This window comes from Micromonospora sp. WMMD882 (genome assembly GCF_027497255.1).
In the GTDB taxonomy this organism is placed as follows: Bacteria; Actinomycetota; Actinomycetes; order Mycobacteriales; family Micromonosporaceae; genus Micromonospora.
On sequence record NZ_CP114903.1, the window covers coordinates 409,636 to 425,391 of the forward strand.

Below are 15,756 nucleotides of genomic sequence, written 5' to 3' on the forward strand. Positions count from 1 at the left end.
GTCCACGCTCCCCTCAGTTGCCGGTGGTGAAACCGGTGATGTCGCCGACCCGGGTCAGCGCCGCGTGCGCGGCGGCCACGATCCGGTCGGGGGTGAAGCCGAACTGCTCGAAGAGCACCGTGTGCGGCGCGCTGGCCCCGTAGTGCTCCAGGCTGACCGTCTCGCCGCAGTCGCCGACCACGGCCCGCCAGGACATCGCGATGCCGGCCTCCACGCTGACCCGGGCCTTGACCCCGCGCGGCAGCACCGACTCCCGGTACGCCTCGTCCTGCTCGTGGAACCACTCCTGGCAGGGCATCGACACGACCCGGGTGGGCGTGCCCTCGGCCTCCAGCCGCTCCCGGGCGGTCAGGCAGAGCTGCACCTCCGAGCCGGTGCCGACGATGATCACCTGCGGCTTGCCGTTGCCCGCCTCGGCCAGCACGTAGCCGCCCTTGACGGTGCCGTCGGCGCCGGCCAGGACGGACCGGTCCAGGGTCGGCAGGGCCTGCCGGCTCAGCGCCAGCGCGGTCGGCCGGTCGGTGTGCTCCAGCGCGGCGCGCCACGCCCAGGCCGTCTCGTTGGCGTCGGCCGGGCGGACCACGTCCAGGCCGGGGATGGCCCGCAGCGCGGTCAGGTGCTCCACCGGCTGGTGGGTCGGGCCGTCCTCGCCGAGACCGATCGAGTCGTGCGTCCACACGTACGTCACCGGGAGCTTCATCAGCGCGGCCAGCCGCACCGACGGGCGCATGTAGTCGCTGAACACCAGGAACGTGCCGCCGTACGGGCGGGTGCCGCCGTGCAGCGCGATGCCGTTGAGGATCGCCCCCATGGCGTGCTCGCGGATGCCGAAGTGCAGCGTGCGGCCGTACTCGTGGCCGGGGAACTCCTTGGTGGCGTGGCTGCTGGGGACGAAGGACGGCTCGCCCTTCATCGTGGTGTTGTTGCTCTCCGCCAGGTCGGCCGAGCCGCCCCACAGCTCCGGCAGCACCGGCGCGAGCGCGGCCAGGACCTTGCCGGAGGCGGCCCGGGTGGCGACGCCCTTGGGGTCCGCCGGGAACTCCGGCAGCGCGTCCGCCCAACCGTCCGGCAGGGTACGGGTGGCGAGCCGGTCGTAGAGCGCCTTGCGCTCCGGGTCGGCCTCGGCCCACCTGTCGAACGCCTGCTGCCACTCCTGCTGCTCCTGCTCGCCCCGGTTCAGCGCGGCCCGGGTGTGCCCGAGCAGCTCCTCGCTGACCTCGAAGGTGCGCGCCGGGTCGAAGCCGAGGATCTGCTTGGTGGCGGCCACCTCGTCGGCGCCCAGCGCCGAGCCGTGGATCTTGCCGGTGTTCTGCTTGTTCGGCGCGGGCCAGCCGATGATGGTGCGCAGCGCGACGAACGACGGCCGGTCGGTCTCCGCCTTCGCGGCCAGCAGCGCCTGGTACAGCGCCTCGACGTCCTCGTGGTACTCGCCCTGGTCGGCGTCGCCGCTGCGCCAGTCGACGGTCTGCACGTGCCACCCGTAGGCGGCGTAGCGGGCGGCGACGTCCTCGCTCTTGGCGATGCGGGTGTCGTCCTCGATGGAGATCTCGTTGTCGTCGTAGATCAGCGTGAGGTTGCCGAGCTGCTGGTGCCCGGCGAGGGCGCTGGCCTCGTGGCTGATGCCCTCCTCGATGTCGCCGTCGGAGGCGATGCACCAGATCTGGTGGTCGAAGACCGACGCGCCGGGGGCGGCGTCCGGGTCGAACAGGCCGCGCTCGCGGCGGGCCGCCATCGCCATGCCGACCGCGTTGCCCAGGCCCTGGCCGAGCGGCCCGGTGGTGGTCTCCACGCCCGGGGTGTGGCCGTGCTCGGGGTGGCCCGGGGTGAGCGAGCCCCACTGCCGCAGCGACCTCAGGTCGTCCAGGCTCAGCGGGTAGCCGGAGAGGAAGAGCTGGACGTAGAGGGTGAGGCTGGAGTGCCCGGCGGAGAGGACGAAACGGTCCCGTCCCGGCCAGTTCGGGTCGGCCGGGTTGTGCCGCATCACCCGGTTGAAGAGGAGGTACGCCGCGGGGGCGAGGCTCATCGCCGTGCCGGGGTGGCCGTTGCCGGATTTCTCCACGGCGTCCATGGCCAGCACGCGGGCGGTGTCGACGGCCCGGCCGTCGAGGTCGGACCAGTTGAGTGGGGCGTTCTCGGATCGTTTGGCAGCCACGTTGTTGTGCTCCTCGGCAGGATCGGCGGAACCCTCAGAGATGACCCTATCGAGCGCTGGTAAACCCTCGCGTACGGATCTCCGCATGCGGTGCGGCCGACCGGGTCCACCTGCCGCCGGTCGGACGACCCCGGTCGGGTGTGATGGCGGGCACGGGGGACGGGGCGAGCGGGCTGCGCGGATCACGCCGCGTAGGCTGTCGGTCGGTGTGTGGGTCCGCGAACCGGCCGCCGCCGAGTCGATCTCCTGCCGACGCCGGAAGGTGGCCGTCCGTGAGCATGATCACCGAGCGCCCCGTCAACAGTCCCGTCGGGCCTGCCCCGACGGAGACGGAGGCGGAGGACGCCGGGGCGCGGCAGGACGTGCGGGGGGTGGTCGCCGCGTACGTCGCCCTCACCAAGCCGCGCATCGTCGAGCTGCTCCTGGTCACCACCGTCCCCGCGATGATGCTCGCCGCCGGCGGGCTGCCGTCGCTCTGGCTGATGGCCGTGGTGGTGGTCGGCGGCGCGCTCGCCGCCGGTGCGGCGAGCGTGATCAACTGCTACCTGGACCGTGACATCGACCAGTTGATGCGGCGGACGAAGCGTCGGCCGCTGCCCACCCACACCGTTACTCCGCGTAACGCGTTGGTCTTCGGGTTGGTGCTGGCGACGGTGTCGGTGGCGTTGATGGCCGCGTTCACCAACTGGCTGGCCGCCGGGCTGACCCTGGCCGCCATCGTCTACTACGACCTCGTCTACACGCTGTGGCTCAAGCGCACCACCCCGCAGAACACCTTCTGGGGCGGCGCCTGCGGGGCGGCCCCGGTGCTGATCGGCTGGGCGGCGGTGACCGGGTCGTTGGCCCCGGCGGCGTGGGCCCTGTTCGCGGTGGTCTTCTTCTGGCAGATGCCGCACTTCTACGCGCTGGCCATCAAGTACAAGGCGGACTACGCCCGGGCCGGCATCCCGATGCTGCCGGTGGTGGCCTCCACCCGGCGGGTCAACGCCGAGATCATCGTCTTCACCTGGCTGACGGTGGCGGCGTCGCTGGCGGTCTGGCCGCTGGGCATGAGCCCGGTCTACGGGGTCACCGCCCTGGTGGTCGGCGGGATCTTCCTCGTCGAGGCGCACAAGCTGACCCGGCGGGCCGCCCGGGGCGAGGCGGTCAAGCCGATGCGCCTGTTCCACTGGTCGACGACCTACCTGACCATCCTGGCCGCCGCCGTCGCCCTCGACGCGCTTCTCTGAGCGTGCCGTCTTCAGGCTGGCGCTGACGTCATCCGGTCGTCACATTCCCCGCCCGTCTTGCCCGGTTAAAACGGACATAGCGGGGCAAGGTGGCTGATCATGCGGGATAAACGCGTGGGTAATTGGCATCACAAATAGTTCATGGTTCTCGCCCATGCGAGCCGGAGTCTGCTTACGCTTCGCGTCATGGCAGATGGTTCCGATACGACGCTGACAGCCGAACAGGCCGCCCCGCGCCCGGCGCCCGACGGTCTGGTGTCCGCCCTCAAGGCGTTCGCCGACAGCCACGGCGGCGCGACGGCGGTCGTCGAGTACGTCGGCAAGCGGGGCGCGCGGATCGTGCTGGTGGGCGCCGACGGGGTGTGGGCGGACCAGTTCGCCGGCGACACCGACGTCGCACGGCAGGCCTGCGCCCAGGCCGGCGTCACCGTGGAGAACGCCTGGGAGCGCGAGCTGATGGACCAGATGCGGCCGAGCAACGACCTATGGCGGTCGATGGCCCGCCGCACCATGGCGCGGTAGCCGACCGACCTTGTCCGACCGTCACCAGCCGACCCGGGGGAGACCCCGGGTCGCTCTTGTCACCTGCGGTGAGCTGCCCGACCTCGACCCCGACGACCGGCTGCTGCGGCGCCCGCTCGCCGCCCGGGGCGTGACCACGGAGGCCGTCGCCTGGGACGCCCCGGGCGTGGACTGGGCCGGGTACGACCTCGCCGTGATCCGTTCGACCTGGGACTACGCCACCCGCCGGGACGAGTTCGTCGCCTGGGCGGCCACCGTGCCGCGCCTGGCCAACCCGGCCGACGTGATCGCCTGGAACACCGACAAGCGCTACCTCGGCGAGCTCTCCGCCGCCGGGCTGCCCACCGTGCCGACCACCTGGGTCGCCCCCGGCCGGCCCTGGGCGCCGCCCGGGTCCGGCGAGTACGTCGTGAAACCGGCGGTCAGCGCGGGCAGCCTGGACACCGGTCGGTACGACCTGGCCGACCCCGAACACCGCCGGCTCGCCCTGGCCCACCTGGCCCGGCTCGGCGCGGCCGGCCGACTCGCCATGGTCCAGCCCTACCTGTCGGCGGTCGACACCGCCGGGGAGACCGCCCTGCTCTACGTGATCGGCCCGGACGGCCCCACGTTCAGCCACGCGATCCGCAAGGGCCCCATGCTCACCGGCCCCGACCAGGGCGTCGACGGCCTCTACCGGACCGAGACGATCGACAGGCGCGCCGCGACGCCGGCCCAGCGGGCCGTGGCCGAACGCGTCCTCGCGGCGGTGCCCGGCGGGGCACGTCGGCTGCTCTACGCCCGGGTGGATCTGATCCCGGGGGCCGGCGGCGCGCCGGTCCTGGTCGAGCTGGAGCTCACCGAGCCGTCCCTGTTCCTCGGCCACGCCGAAGGGGCCGCCGAACGTCTCGCCGACGCCATCGTGGCCCACCTGACCGCCACCGCCTGACCGCGCCCGCCCCGGCCCGCTGGGGCGTTGGCCGGATCACTGATACGGGGCGGTCAGCTCGGGCTGAAGCCCCGTTTTCCGGGAAGGTGATGTCCGGGCCGTCCCGGGTGGCGGAGCGCCAGCTCAGGGACGACCGGTGGTGAGGGGCGCCGCCCGCTCGGGCCGTCGCCCCGTCTCGTCGTCCCCGACGACCCGGGCCGCCCCGGCGTCGACGTCGGTGGCCCCCGGGTCGGCGGGGAGGGCCGGGCGGCGTTCCCGGGTCGACCACTGGACCGACAGGGTGGCCAGCAGCACCAGGCAGGAGCCGAGCATGTGCGCGCCGACCAGCAACGCCGGCAGGTTGGTGGCGTACTGCACGAACCCGATCAGCCCCTGACCGAGCTCCACCGCGACCAGCACGAGCGCCGCGCGGGCCGGACCGGTCGCGCCGACCGCGCGGAACGCGAAGACCAGCGCCACCGACAGGCCGACGAGCAGGAAGACGCTGTCCGCGTGCACCTGGGAGATGGTCGCCGGGTCCAGCCCGTTGCGGGCCGCGCCGTGGTCCCCGGCGTGCGGGCCGCTGCCGGTGACCCAGGTGCCGATGACCAGCACCGCCACGCTGACCAGCGTGGTGAGCCGGGCCAGGGCGCGCAGCGGCGCGGGCACCACCGGCACGGTCGGCCCGTCCGGCTCCTTCGTCCGCCGCCACAGCGCGTACGCCGCCGCGATCACCGCCATCGAGGCGAGGAAGTGCAGCCCGACCACCCACGGGTTGAGGTTGGTCAGCACGGTGATCCCGCCCACCACCGCCTGCGCGGGGATGCCCAGGAACACGGCGATGCCCAGCGGCAGCAGGCCGGGCCGCCGGGGCCGGTGCAGCAGCACCGCCAGCAGGGTGGCCAGCGCGATCAGGCCGACCACGAAGGTGAGCAGCCGGTTGCCGAACTCGATCACCCCGTACACACCCATCTCGGGGGTGGTGGTGTACGACTCGTCGGTGCACCGGGGCCACGTCGGGCAACCGAGGCCCGAGGCGGTCAACCGGACCGCCCCGCCGGTGACCACGATCCCGACGTTGGCGATGATCGAGGCGAGCGCGATGCGGCTCAGCAGGGTGGCGGAGACCGGGGACGGAACGGGACGCGTCACGTGGTGGATCCTACGCACCGTAGTGGCCGGGCCCGGATCGGCTCCTGCCGTGCGGTGGTTCGGATCACCGGGACCCCGGTTTGCAGCGCTCCGACGAAATACGTAACGTTGGCGTTGTGAAAAACGCGGCGGCGCGCTTCGGGCAGCAGCCGGCGACCGGTCCGGTCGCCGGGACGCCCGGCCCTGCCGCCGTCTCCCCGCGGGAGGCCGCCGACGTCTCCACCCGGGAACGGGTGACCCGGTTGCTGCTGGAGCAGGGCGCGGCCACCGCCGGGCAGCTCGGCACGGCCCTCGGGCTCAGCCCGGCCGCCATCCGCCGGCACCTCGACGCGATGCTCGCCGACGGGGACGTCCTCGCCCGCGAGCAGGCCGTCCGGGGCCACCGGGGCCGGGGTCGTCCGGCCAGGGTCTTCGTGCTGACCGACGCCGCGCGGGTGCGCTGCGGCACCCACCACTACGACAACATGGCCACCGCCGCGCTGCGGTGGATCGCCCGCAACGGCGGCTCCGAGGCGGTCGAGGCGTTCGCCACCGAGCAGGTGTCGGCGCTGGAGGCCCGCTGCCGGGCCGCCCTGGAGGACGCCGGCGACGACCCGCTGGCCCGGGCGGAGGCGCTCGCCGGAGCGCTCACCGCCGAGGGTTACGCTGCCAACGCGTCCACGATCGCCTCCGGCGGCCAGTTGTGTCAGCACCACTGCCCGGTGGCGCACGTGGCCGCCGAGTTCCCCCAGCTCTGCGAGGCCGAGACGGCGGTGATCTCCCGCCTGGTCGGGACCCACGTGCAGCGTCTGGCCACCATCGCGCACGGCGACGGGGTGTGCACCACGCACATTCCCGCCCAGCCGGGGCGTGCCCAGTCCGGAAAGACCGTCACCACTGTGAGGACAGATAGATGACCGAGCAGATCGTCCAGCCCCTGACCCAGGAAGAGCAGCTCGCCGCCCTCGGTCGCTACGAGTACGGCTGGGCCGACCCGGACGTCGCCGGGGCGGTCGCCCAGCGTGGCCTCAACGAGGCGGTGGTGCGGGACATCTCGGCCAAGAAGAACGAGCCGGCCTGGATGCTCGACCTGCGGCTGAAGGGCCTGCGGCTGTTCGGCCGCAAGCCGATGCCGGCCTGGGGCGCCGACCTCACCGGGATCGACTTCGACAACATCAAGTACTTCGTCCGGTCCACCGAGAAGCAGGCCACGAGCTGGGAGGACCTGCCGGAGGACATCAAGAACACCTACGACCGGCTGGGCATCCCCGAGGCCGAGAAGCAGCGGCTGATCGCCGGGGTGGCCGCGCAGTACGAGTCCGAGGTGGTCTACCACAAGATCCGTGAGGACCTGGAGGAGCAGGGCGTGCTCTTCCTGGACACCGACACCGCGCTGCGCGAGCACGAGGACATCTTCAAGGAGTACTTCGGCACGGTCATCCCGGTCGGCGACAACAAGTTCGCCGCGCTGAACACCTCCGTGTGGTCCGGCGGCTCGTTCATCTACGTGCCGAAGGGCGTGCACGTGGAGATCCCGCTCCAGGCGTACTTCCGGATCAACACCGAGAACATGGGCCAGTTCGAGCGGACGCTGATCATCGTCGACGAGGGCGCGTACGTGCACTACGTCGAGGGCTGCACCGCGCCGATCTACTCCTCCGACTCGCTGCACAGCGCGGTCGTGGAGATCGTCGTCAAGAAGAACGCCCGCTGCCGGTACACGACCATCCAGAACTGGTCGAACAACGTCTACAACCTGGTCACCAAGCGCGCCGTGTGCCACGAGGGCGCGACCATGGAGTGGATCGACGGCAACATCGGCTCCAAGGTCACCATGAAGTACCCGGCGGTCTACATGACCGGCGAGCACGCCAAGGGCGAGGTGCTCTCGGTGGCGATGGCCGGCGAGGGCCAGCACCAGGACGCCGGCGCGAAGATGGTGCACGCGGCCCCGCACACGTCCAGCACCATCGTGTCGAAGTCGATCGCCCGGGGCGGCGGCCGGACGTCGTACCGGGGTCTGGTGCAGGTGCTGGAGGGCGCGCAGCACAGCGCGAGCACGGTCAAGTGCGACGCGCTGCTGGTCGACACGATCTCCCGGTCGGACACCTACCCGTACGTCGACATCCGTGAGGACGACGTGTCGATGGGGCACGAGGCGACCGTCTCCAAGGTCAGCGACGACCAGCTCTTCTACCTGATGAGCCGGGGCCTGAGCGAGGACGAGGCGATGGCGATGATCGTGCGCGGCTTCATCGAGCCGATCGCCAAGGAGCTGCCGATGGAGTACGCCCTGGAGCTCAACCGCCTGATCGAGTTGCAGATGGAGGGCGCGGTCGGCTGACCGACCGCCCGACGCGAGCAATCCGCCGACCCGAGACCGACTGACCAAGGACGAGATGACTACCCAGGCTTCCGCGCCGCCGAGCACCAAGTCGCAGGCGCTGCGCTCGTACGACGTCGCCGACTTCCCGGCCCTCACCGGCCTGGAGGAGGAGTGGCGTTTCACCCCGCTCAAGCGGCTGCGGGGTCTGCTGGACGGCGCGGTCACCGACGAGTCCGCGCACTGGCCGACCGTCCAGGTCGGGCCGCTGCCCGACGGGGTGACCGTGGACGTGCTGACCCGCGACGACCCCCGTCGGGGCAGCGTGCTGACCCCGTTCGACCGGGTCAGCGCCCGCGCCTACGGCGAGGCGGACCTGGGCCGGCTGGTCCGGGTCGCCCCGCAGGCGGTCCTCGCCGAGCCGGTGACCCTGACCGTGCAGGGCGGGCCGCGGGACGTGGTCGCCTTCGGGCACACCTTCGTCGAGGTGGGCGCGCTGTCGGAGTCGGTGCTGGTGGTCGAGCAGGTCGGCAGCGGCACGCTCGCCGACAACGTCGAGGTCTCCGTCGGCGACGGCGCGAAGCTGACCCTGGTCACCGTCGCCGACTGGGCCGACGACGCGGTCCAGGCCCAGCACCTGAAGGTCCGGCTGGGCCGGGACGCCCGGGTGGTCCACGTCCAGGTCACCCTCGGCGGGGACCTGGTCCGCCAGTTCACCACCGTCGAGTACGCCGGGCGGGGCGGCGAGGCCGAGCTGTACGGGGTGTACTTCGCCGACGCCGGGCAGCACCTCGAACACCGGCAGCTCGTCGACCACACCATCCCGGACTGCCGCAGCAACGTCGGCTACCGGGGCGCGTTGCAGGGCGCCAGCGCGCACACGGTCTGGGTCGGCGACGTGCTGATCCGGGCCGAGGCGACCGGCACCGACACGTACGAGATCAACCGGAACCTGCTGCTGACCGACGGCGCGCGGGCGGACTCCGTACCGAACCTGGAGATCGAGACCGGCGAGATCGCCGGCGCCGGGCACGCCAGCGCGACCGGCCGGTTCGACGACGAGCAGCTCTTCTACCTGATGGCCCGGGGGATCCCGGCGGACGAGGCCCGTCGCCTGGTGGTCCGGGGCTTCTTCGCCGAGATCCTCAACAAGATCCCGGTGGAGTCGCTGCGCGAGCGGCTGGGCGACGCGATCGAGGCGCGGCTCACCAAGGCGGGCGCCTGATGATGATCCGGATCTGCGCCACCGGCGACCTGCCGAAGGGCTCCGTGATCAGCGCGGACGTCCACGGCACCCAGATCGCGCTGGTGCACACCGAGGACGGCGAGTTCCACGCCGTCCACGACGAGTGCTCGCACGCCTCGATCGCCCTCTCCGAGGGTGAGCTGGACGGCTGCGCGTTGGAGTGCTGGCTGCACGGGTCGCGGTTCGACCTGCGCACCGGCGAGCCGACCGGGCTGCCCGCCACCGAGCCCGTACCCGTCTATCCCGTCGAAGTCCGCGACGGCGACATCTACCTTCCCGTGGGCGACGACGGCCGCCCGATGCCGAGCAATGGAGTGACCCGATAATGAGCACCCTGGAGATCCGCGACCTGCAGGTGTCGGTCAAGCTGCCCGAGGGTGAGCTCAAGCCGATCCTGCACGGAGTCGACCTGACCGTCCGCTCCGGCGAGACCCACGCGATCATGGGTCCGAACGGCTCCGGCAAGTCCACCCTGGCGTACTCGGTCGCCGGTCACCCGAAGTACGAGATCACCGGCGGCACGGTGACCCTCGACGGCGCCGACGTGCTGGCCATGGAGGTCGACGAGCGGGCCCGCGCCGGGCTGTTCCTGGCCATGCAGTACCCGGTCGAGGTGCCCGGCGTGTCGGTGGCGAACTTCCTGCGTACCGCCAAGACCGCGATCGACGGCACCGCCCCGAAGCTGCGCACCTGGGGCGGCGAGCTGCGCGGCGCGATGGAGCGGCTCCAGATGGACCCGGCCTTCGCCCAGCGCAACGTCAACGAGGGCTTCTCCGGCGGCGAGAAGAAGCGGCACGAGATCGTGCAGCTCGAGCTGCTCAAGCCGAAGATCGCGATCCTCGACGAGACCGACTCCGGCCTGGACGTCGACGCGCTGCGGGTGGTCAGCGAGGGCGTCAACCGGGTCCGCGACACCGGCGACACCGGCCTGCTGCTGATCACCCACTACACCCGGATCCTGCGCTACATCAAGCCGGACTTCGTGCACGTCTTCGTGGCCGGGCGCATCGTCGAGCAGGGCGGTCCCGAGCTGGCCGACAAGCTCGAAGAAGAGGGCTACGAGCGGTACGTGGCCGGGGCCGGCTCGGCGCGGGCCTGACACCATGTCGGCGATCACGATCCCGGCGGGCATGCCGCAGTACGACGACGTGCCCCGCTTCGACGTGGCGGCGGTGCGTGCCGACTTCCCGATCCTCGACCGGGAGGTCAACGGGCACCGGCTGGTCTACCTGGACAGCGCCAACACCTCGCACAAGCCGCGCCAGGTGCTCGACGTGCTGCGGGAGCACTACGAGCGGCACAACGCCAACGTGTCCCGCTCGGTGCACACGCTGGGCACCGAGGCGACCGAGGCGTACGAGGGGGCCCGCGCGAAGATCGCCGCGTTCATCGGCGCGCCGGGCGTCGACGAGGTGGTCTTCACGAAGAACTCCACCGAGGCGATCAACATGGTCGCGTACGCGTTCTCCAACGCCTCGCCGCGCGCCGACGCCACTGCGCCGGCTGCTCCGTCGCGTGAGACGGACGAGCGGTTCCGGCTGGGGCCCGGCGACGAGATCGTGATCTCCGAGATGGAGCACCACTCGAACATCGTCCCGTGGCAGTTGCTCTGCGAGCGTACCGGTGCGACGCTGCGCTGGTTCCCGGTCACCGAGCACGGCCGGCTGGACGAGTCCGGCCTGGACGACCTGGTCAACGAGCGGACGAAACTGGTCTCGCTGGTGCACATGTCGAACATCCTCGGCACGGTCAACGCCACCAGCCGGATTACCGCGCGGGTCCGCGAGGTCGGCGCGCTGCTGCTGCTGGACTGCTCGCAGTCGGTGCCGCACCTGCCGATGGACGTGGTCGACTACGACGTCGACTTCATCGTCTTCACCGGTCACAAGATGTGCGGCCCGACCGGCATCGGCGTGCTGTGGGGGCGCGGCGAGCTGCTGGCGGCGATGCCGCCGGTGCTCGGCGGCGGCTCGATGATCGAGACGGTCACCATGGCCCGGTCCACGTTCGCCGCGCCGCCGGCCCGGTTCGAGGCGGGCACCCCGCCGATCGCCGAGGCGGTGGCGCTCGGCGCGGCCGTGGACTATCTGACCGGCATCGGCATGCGGTCCGTGCAGTGGCACGAGAAGGAGCTGACCGCGTACGCGTTGGACGCCCTGGGCACCGTCCCCGGGCTGCGGGTATTCGGCCCGGCGACGCCGGTCGGGCGGGGCGGCACCATCTCGTTCGCCCTGGGTGACGTGCACCCGCACGACGTCGGGCAGGTGCTCGACTCGCTCGGCGTGCAGGTGCGGGTCGGTCACCACTGCGCCCGGCCGGTGTGCGCCCGGTACGGCGTGCCGGCGATGACCCGGGCCTCGTTCTACCTCTACACCACCACCGAGGAGATCGACGCCCTGGTGGCTGGCCTGGAACAGGTGCGGAAGGTGTTCGAGTGAACGGCGACGCAGGAGCCTGCGGATCGACGGGAGTTCAGCCTGATGCAGCTTGAATCTCTTTACCAGGAGATCATCCTGGACCACTACAAGCACCCGCACGGTCGCGGCCTGCGGGATCCCCGGGACGCGACCGACCGGGTCGCCGAGGCGCACCACGTCAACCCGACCTGCGGGGACGAGGTGACCGTCCGGGTCGCCACCGACGGCGTCGTGGTGCACGACGTCTCGTACGACGGCATGGGCTGCTCGATCAGCCAGGCGTCGGCGAGCGTGCTGCACGAGCTGCTGCGCGGCCGGGACGCGCGGGAGGCGTTCGCCGTGCACGCGGCGTTCGTGGAGCTGATGTCCGGCCGCGGCGAGGTCGAGCCGGACGAGGACGTGCTCGGTGACGGGGTGGCGTTCGCGGGCGTCGCCCGCTTCCCCGCCCGGGTCAAGTGCGCGCTGCTGCCGTGGATGGCGTTCAAGGACGCCGCGGCACGCGCCGGTGTGGGCGCGAGCCCGGAGGTGAAGGCATGAGTTCGGAGAACACCGCGACGGCCGCCGTGCCGTCGAGCGAGGACATCACGACGGCCCCGACCTCGAACGGCGTCGCGTCGTCGAACGGCGTCGCGCCGGCGTCCGAGACCGCGCCGTCGAACGGCGTCGTGTCGTCGAACGACCCGGCCCCGGCGGCCGAGGCCGCCCCGTCCGCCGAGACCGTCTCGTCGACCGAGGCCGTTCCGTCGGACGGCGGCGCGCGCGGCAAGGCCGCCGTCGCCGACATCGAGGAGGCGATGAAGGACGTCGTCGACCCGGAGCTGGGCATCAACGTGGTCGACCTCGGCCTGGTGTACGGGGTGCACGTCGGCGACGACAACGTCGCCACCCTGGACATGACGCTGACCTCGGCGGCCTGCCCGCTGACCGACGTCATCGAGGACCAGGCCCGCCAGGCGCTGACCACCGGCCCGGGTGGCGGCCTGGTCGACGACATCCGGATCAACTGGGTGTGGCTCCCGCCGTGGGGCCCCGACAAGATCACCGACGAGGGCCGCGACCAGCTCCGTTCCCTCGGCTTCAACGTCTGACCGGCTCGCGCCGGGAGGCGCCGACCATTTCCAGGATGTGGGGGTGTCCGCTGCGGCGGACACCCCCACATCCCGTATCCGGCCCCGCCGGAGCGGGGCTGTGGGTGAGGTCGGGCGGACCTCAGCGGCCCGCGCCGGCGTCAGCGGGCCGGGCCGGGCGGTGGCCCGACGTCCGTCGCCGAGGCCATCAGCAGGGTCAGCTCCTGGACCAGCTCGTCCATGGTCTGCCCGGTCTGGGAGCGGACCAGGCTCAACGACAGCTCGGCGAGCAGGCAGAACCCCCGCACCCGGGCGCCCTCGTCGGGGAACCCGGCGAGCAGTTCCTCGGCCCCGGCGAGATCGCCACGGTGTCGGGCCGCGACGACCCCGGCGGCCTGCTGGGCCGCCGTGAACGCCGCCATCGGATCGGCGCCGGTCATCGGGTGGCCACCCGTCAGCGGGGGAGCAGCGGGTTGCCGGCGGCCCGGGCGGCGTCGAACCGTCGGGTCACGTCGGCCCAGCTCACCAGCCCCCAGAGCCGGTCGACGTAGTCCGGGCGCACGTTGCGGTACTGGAGGTAGTACGCGTGCTCCCAGGCGTCGAAGACCAGGATCGGGGTGCTGCCCTGCCCGACGTTGCCGTGGTGGTCGTAGACCTGCTCGACGATCAGGCGCTGGGCGAGGGGCTCCCACGCCAGCACGCCCCAGCCGGAGCCCTGCACGCCCTTGGTGGCGGCGGAGAGCTGCCCGGCGAACGCCTCGAACGAGCCGAAGTGCTCGGTGATCGCGGCGGCCAGCTCGCCGTCCGGCCGGTCACCGCCGTCGGGGGAGAGGTTGTTCCAGAAGATCGAGTGCAGCACGTGCCCGGAGAGGTTGAACGCGAGCGTCTTCTCCAGACCGACGAGCGTGGCGAAGTCGCCCTTCTCGCGGGCCTCGGCGAGCTGGTCGAGGGCATCGTTGCTGCCTTTGACGTACGCGGCGTGGTGCTTGCTGTGGTGCAGCTCCAGGATCTCTCCGGACATCGCCGGCTCCAGCGCGCCGTAGTCGTAGGACAGGTCGGGAAGCGTGTAGATCGCCACGCCGTCCACCCTGCCCTTGTTGCCACTCATTTGCAACTGCCATCAGTTGGCTTCTAGGGCCCGGGTCGGCATGCCGTAATGTCGGGACCATGAGCAGTCGACCCGCCGCCGGAGGTGGCCGCTGGGTCGAGGTCGACCCGCCCCGGGTCGCCCGCTGGGTCGACGGCTTCGCCGACCGGCACGGCCCGCCGACCACCACCGCCCAGCCGTACGGGCTGCTGCTCACCGCCCCCGACGGCGGCACCGCCGAGCTGCACACCCCGCCCGGCGTGCCGCCCACCGCCGACGTCCCCGCTTTCGTGGCGGCGGCGAGCGCCCCGCGCCGCATCGGCCTGCTGCTGGCCCGCAAGGGCGCGGTGGCGCTGGGCGTCGCCGACGGCGCGAAACTCGTCACCCACAAGGCCGACACCCGGTACGTGCAGGGCCGCACCGCCGCCGGTGGCTGGTCCCAGCAGCGGTTCGCCCGCCGCCGCGACAACCAGGCCAAAGCCGCCCTCGGTGAGGCCGCCGACCTGGCCGTACGGCTGCTGCTGCCCGAGGCGGCCACCCTCACCACCCTGGTCTGCGGTGGCGACCGCCGGGCGGTGGACACCGTCCTCGCCGACCGTCGCCTGGCCCCGCTGGCGGAGCTGCGCGCCGAGCGCCTGCTGGACGTTCCGGAGCCCCGGCACGCCGTCCTGCTCGCCGCCATCCCGGCGGCCTACGCCGTGCACATTCTGGTCCGCTGAGGGGCGGAGAGCCCCGGCGGTCAGCGCGGGGTGGCGGGACCCAGACAGGAGCGGGCCCGAGTGGCCGTGCTGCCCAGTCGCGGTGTGATCGAATCGGGTTGCCACGCGAGGAGTGCCAACCATGCGAGAAGTGCCGGACTACTGGCGCATCGCCGATGATGTGATCGCCGACGTCAGGTCCAAGAAGTTGAAGCCAAGGGGCGAGTTGCCCTCGATCGCCGATCTACGCGAAACCTATGGCGTCAGCCACGGGACGGTGCAGATGGCATATGCCCGGTTGGAAGCCCTGCGGGTGATCCGGCGACAGCAGGGCAAGGGCGTCTTCGTCAACGATCCGGCGCTATGGATGCGGGAACCCTGACCTCTCGCCGAGCCGGACAGCAGGTGCGACACCTGGCAAGCGGAGATCGGCCGGAACGGGTAGGAAGGTCTACGCAGTGCGATGCTGACAGTGAGCGGCTGGCGGAAAGGGGCGGGTAATGATCGACAAATTGCACGACGCCCTCCTGACGCCGGCCGACACCGCGCGATATCTCGGCGTACCCCGTAGCGCCATGTACTCCTGGCTGTTCGAAGGGGCGGCCGGAGCGCCGCTCGTGCACAGCGTTCCGGCCGCCAGGCGGGGTTGGCCGTCAGTGCCGTTCGTCGCCGTCATCGAGGCGTACGTCCTTCGTTCCCTCCGTGAGCGGAAGCTCGGGAAGGACAAGATCCGCGACGCCGCAGCCGAGATCCGTAGCGCCTTCGGTAACCCCTATGGGTTGGCCGACCGGCGGATCGCCACGGATGGCATCGACGTCTTCGTCCACTACCTGGACACGGACGAGTTGGCGCGAGCCGGTGACCGCCAGATGCCGATCCGCGAGGTGATCTCCGACTGCCTGAAGTGCATCGTCTGGGAACTCCGCTGACGACTATCCGGCCCGGTTGCGGCTGCGTCAGTACCCGGCCACTGCTCA

18 protein-coding genes are annotated in these 15,756 nt (G+C 71.8%); 14 read left to right on the forward strand and 4 right to left on the reverse strand.

Annotated elements, in window-relative coordinates; genetic code table 11:
• Positions 1-13: 13 nt before the first annotated feature.
• Complete coding sequence (gene tkt, locus O7606_RS01720) at positions 14-2,152, reverse strand: transketolase (protein ID WP_281597210.1); 2,139 nt, start codon at positions 2,150-2,152, stop codon at positions 14-16.
• Between the two features lie 272 nt (positions 2,153-2,424).
• On the opposite strand from tkt, the gene O7606_RS01725 reads away from it, so the two are divergent.
• The 3 genes from O7606_RS01725 to O7606_RS01735 all read left to right on the forward strand — a co-directional run bounded on the left by O7606_RS01725 (position 2,425) and on the right by O7606_RS01735 (position 4,831).
• Positions 2,425-3,381 (forward strand): heme o synthase, encoded by a 957-nt coding sequence (locus O7606_RS01725; RefSeq protein WP_281597211.1) that lies wholly within the window; start codon positions 2,425-2,427, stop codon positions 3,379-3,381.
• 186 nt (positions 3,382-3,567) lie between these two features.
• A complete protein-coding gene (locus O7606_RS01730) occupies positions 3,568-3,903 on the forward strand; it encodes a hypothetical protein (protein WP_281597212.1) in 336 nt (111 codons plus the stop codon).
• A gap of 10 nt (positions 3,904-3,913) precedes the next feature.
• Positions 3,914-4,831 (forward strand): hypothetical protein, encoded by a 918-nt coding sequence (locus tag O7606_RS01735; protein ID WP_281597213.1) that lies wholly within the window; start codon positions 3,914-3,916, stop codon positions 4,829-4,831.
• Between the two features lie 123 nt (positions 4,832-4,954).
• Here O7606_RS01735 and O7606_RS01740 read toward each other — a convergent pair whose 3' ends face one another.
• Positions 4,955-5,962 carry a COX15/CtaA family protein gene (locus tag O7606_RS01740; RefSeq protein ID WP_281597214.1) on the reverse strand — a complete coding sequence of 336 codons (1,008 nt, stop codon included), beginning with the start codon at positions 5,960-5,962 and terminating at the stop codon, positions 4,955-4,957.
• 116 nt (positions 5,963-6,078) lie between these two features.
• On the opposite strand from O7606_RS01740, the gene O7606_RS01745 reads away from it, so the two are divergent.
• The 8 genes from O7606_RS01745 (at position 6,079) to O7606_RS01780 (ending at position 13,015) form a co-directional block, all read left to right on the forward strand.
• Positions 6,079-6,858 (forward strand): ArsR family transcriptional regulator, encoded by a 780-nt coding sequence (locus tag O7606_RS01745; protein ID WP_281597215.1) that lies wholly within the window; start codon positions 6,079-6,081, stop codon positions 6,856-6,858.
• Positions 6,855-8,285: a Fe-S cluster assembly protein SufB gene (gene sufB, locus O7606_RS01750; RefSeq protein WP_281597216.1), complete on the forward strand. Its 1,431-nt coding sequence runs from the start codon at positions 6,855-6,857 to the stop codon at positions 8,283-8,285. The genes O7606_RS01745 and sufB overlap by 4 nt, the downstream gene beginning before the upstream one ends.
• A 55-nt stretch (positions 8,286-8,340) precedes the next feature.
• Positions 8,341-9,489: a Fe-S cluster assembly protein SufD gene (gene sufD, locus O7606_RS01755; protein WP_281597217.1), complete on the forward strand. Its 1,149-nt coding sequence runs from the start codon at positions 8,341-8,343 to the stop codon at positions 9,487-9,489.
• Positions 9,490-9,491: 2 nt separating this feature from the next.
• The gene (locus O7606_RS01760) at positions 9,492-9,836 is read left to right on the forward strand and encodes a non-heme iron oxygenase ferredoxin subunit (RefSeq protein ID WP_281599447.1); all 345 of its coding nucleotides are present in this window, start codon (positions 9,492-9,494) and stop codon (positions 9,834-9,836) included.
• Positions 9,836-10,609 carry a Fe-S cluster assembly ATPase SufC gene (gene sufC / locus O7606_RS01765; RefSeq protein WP_281597218.1) on the forward strand — a complete coding sequence of 258 codons (774 nt, stop codon included), beginning with the start codon at positions 9,836-9,838 and terminating at the stop codon, positions 10,607-10,609. Before O7606_RS01760 ends, sufC begins: the two co-directional genes overlap by 1 nt.
• Before the next feature lie 4 nt (positions 10,610-10,613).
• Complete coding sequence (locus O7606_RS01770; RefSeq protein WP_281597219.1) at positions 10,614-11,948, forward strand: cysteine desulfurase; 1,335 nt, start codon at positions 10,614-10,616, stop codon at positions 11,946-11,948.
• A gap of 42 nt (positions 11,949-11,990) precedes the next feature.
• Positions 11,991-12,464, forward strand: coding sequence for a Fe-S cluster assembly sulfur transfer protein SufU (gene sufU, locus O7606_RS01775; RefSeq protein WP_281597220.1), 474 nt, complete (start codon positions 11,991-11,993; stop codon positions 12,462-12,464).
• A 128-nt stretch (positions 12,465-12,592) separates the two neighbouring features.
• Entirely contained in the window at positions 12,593-13,015 is a 423-nt protein-coding gene (locus O7606_RS01780; protein WP_281599448.1) for a metal-sulfur cluster assembly factor, read from the forward strand.
• A gap of 140 nt (positions 13,016-13,155) precedes the next feature.
• Here the strand turns inward: O7606_RS01780 and O7606_RS01785 are convergent, their stop codons facing one another.
• Positions 13,156-13,434 carry a superoxide dismutase gene (locus tag O7606_RS01785; protein ID WP_281597221.1) on the reverse strand — a complete coding sequence of 93 codons (279 nt, stop codon included), beginning with the start codon at positions 13,432-13,434 and terminating at the stop codon, positions 13,156-13,158.
• A 14-nt stretch (positions 13,435-13,448) separates the two neighbouring features.
• A complete protein-coding gene (locus tag O7606_RS01790) occupies positions 13,449-14,072 on the reverse strand; it encodes a superoxide dismutase (RefSeq protein ID WP_348651151.1) in 624 nt (207 codons plus the stop codon).
• Between the two features lie 89 nt (positions 14,073-14,161).
• Between O7606_RS01790 and O7606_RS01795 the strand changes: the two genes are divergently transcribed.
• The 3 genes from O7606_RS01795 to O7606_RS01805 all read left to right on the forward strand — a co-directional run bounded on the left by O7606_RS01795 (position 14,162) and on the right by O7606_RS01805 (position 15,708).
• Entirely contained in the window at positions 14,162-14,800 is a 639-nt protein-coding gene (locus O7606_RS01795; RefSeq protein WP_281597223.1) for an acVLRF1 family peptidyl-tRNA hydrolase, read from the forward strand.
• Positions 14,801-14,921: 121 nt separating this feature from the next.
• Positions 14,922-15,161: a winged helix-turn-helix domain-containing protein gene (locus O7606_RS01800; RefSeq protein ID WP_281597224.1), complete on the forward strand. Its 240-nt coding sequence runs from the start codon at positions 14,922-14,924 to the stop codon at positions 15,159-15,161.
• Between the two features lie 118 nt (positions 15,162-15,279).
• On the forward strand, positions 15,280-15,708 hold the full coding sequence (locus tag O7606_RS01805) for a hypothetical protein (protein ID WP_281597225.1): 429 nt from the start codon (positions 15,280-15,282) through the stop codon (positions 15,706-15,708).
• Positions 15,709-15,756: the final 48 nt, after the last annotated feature.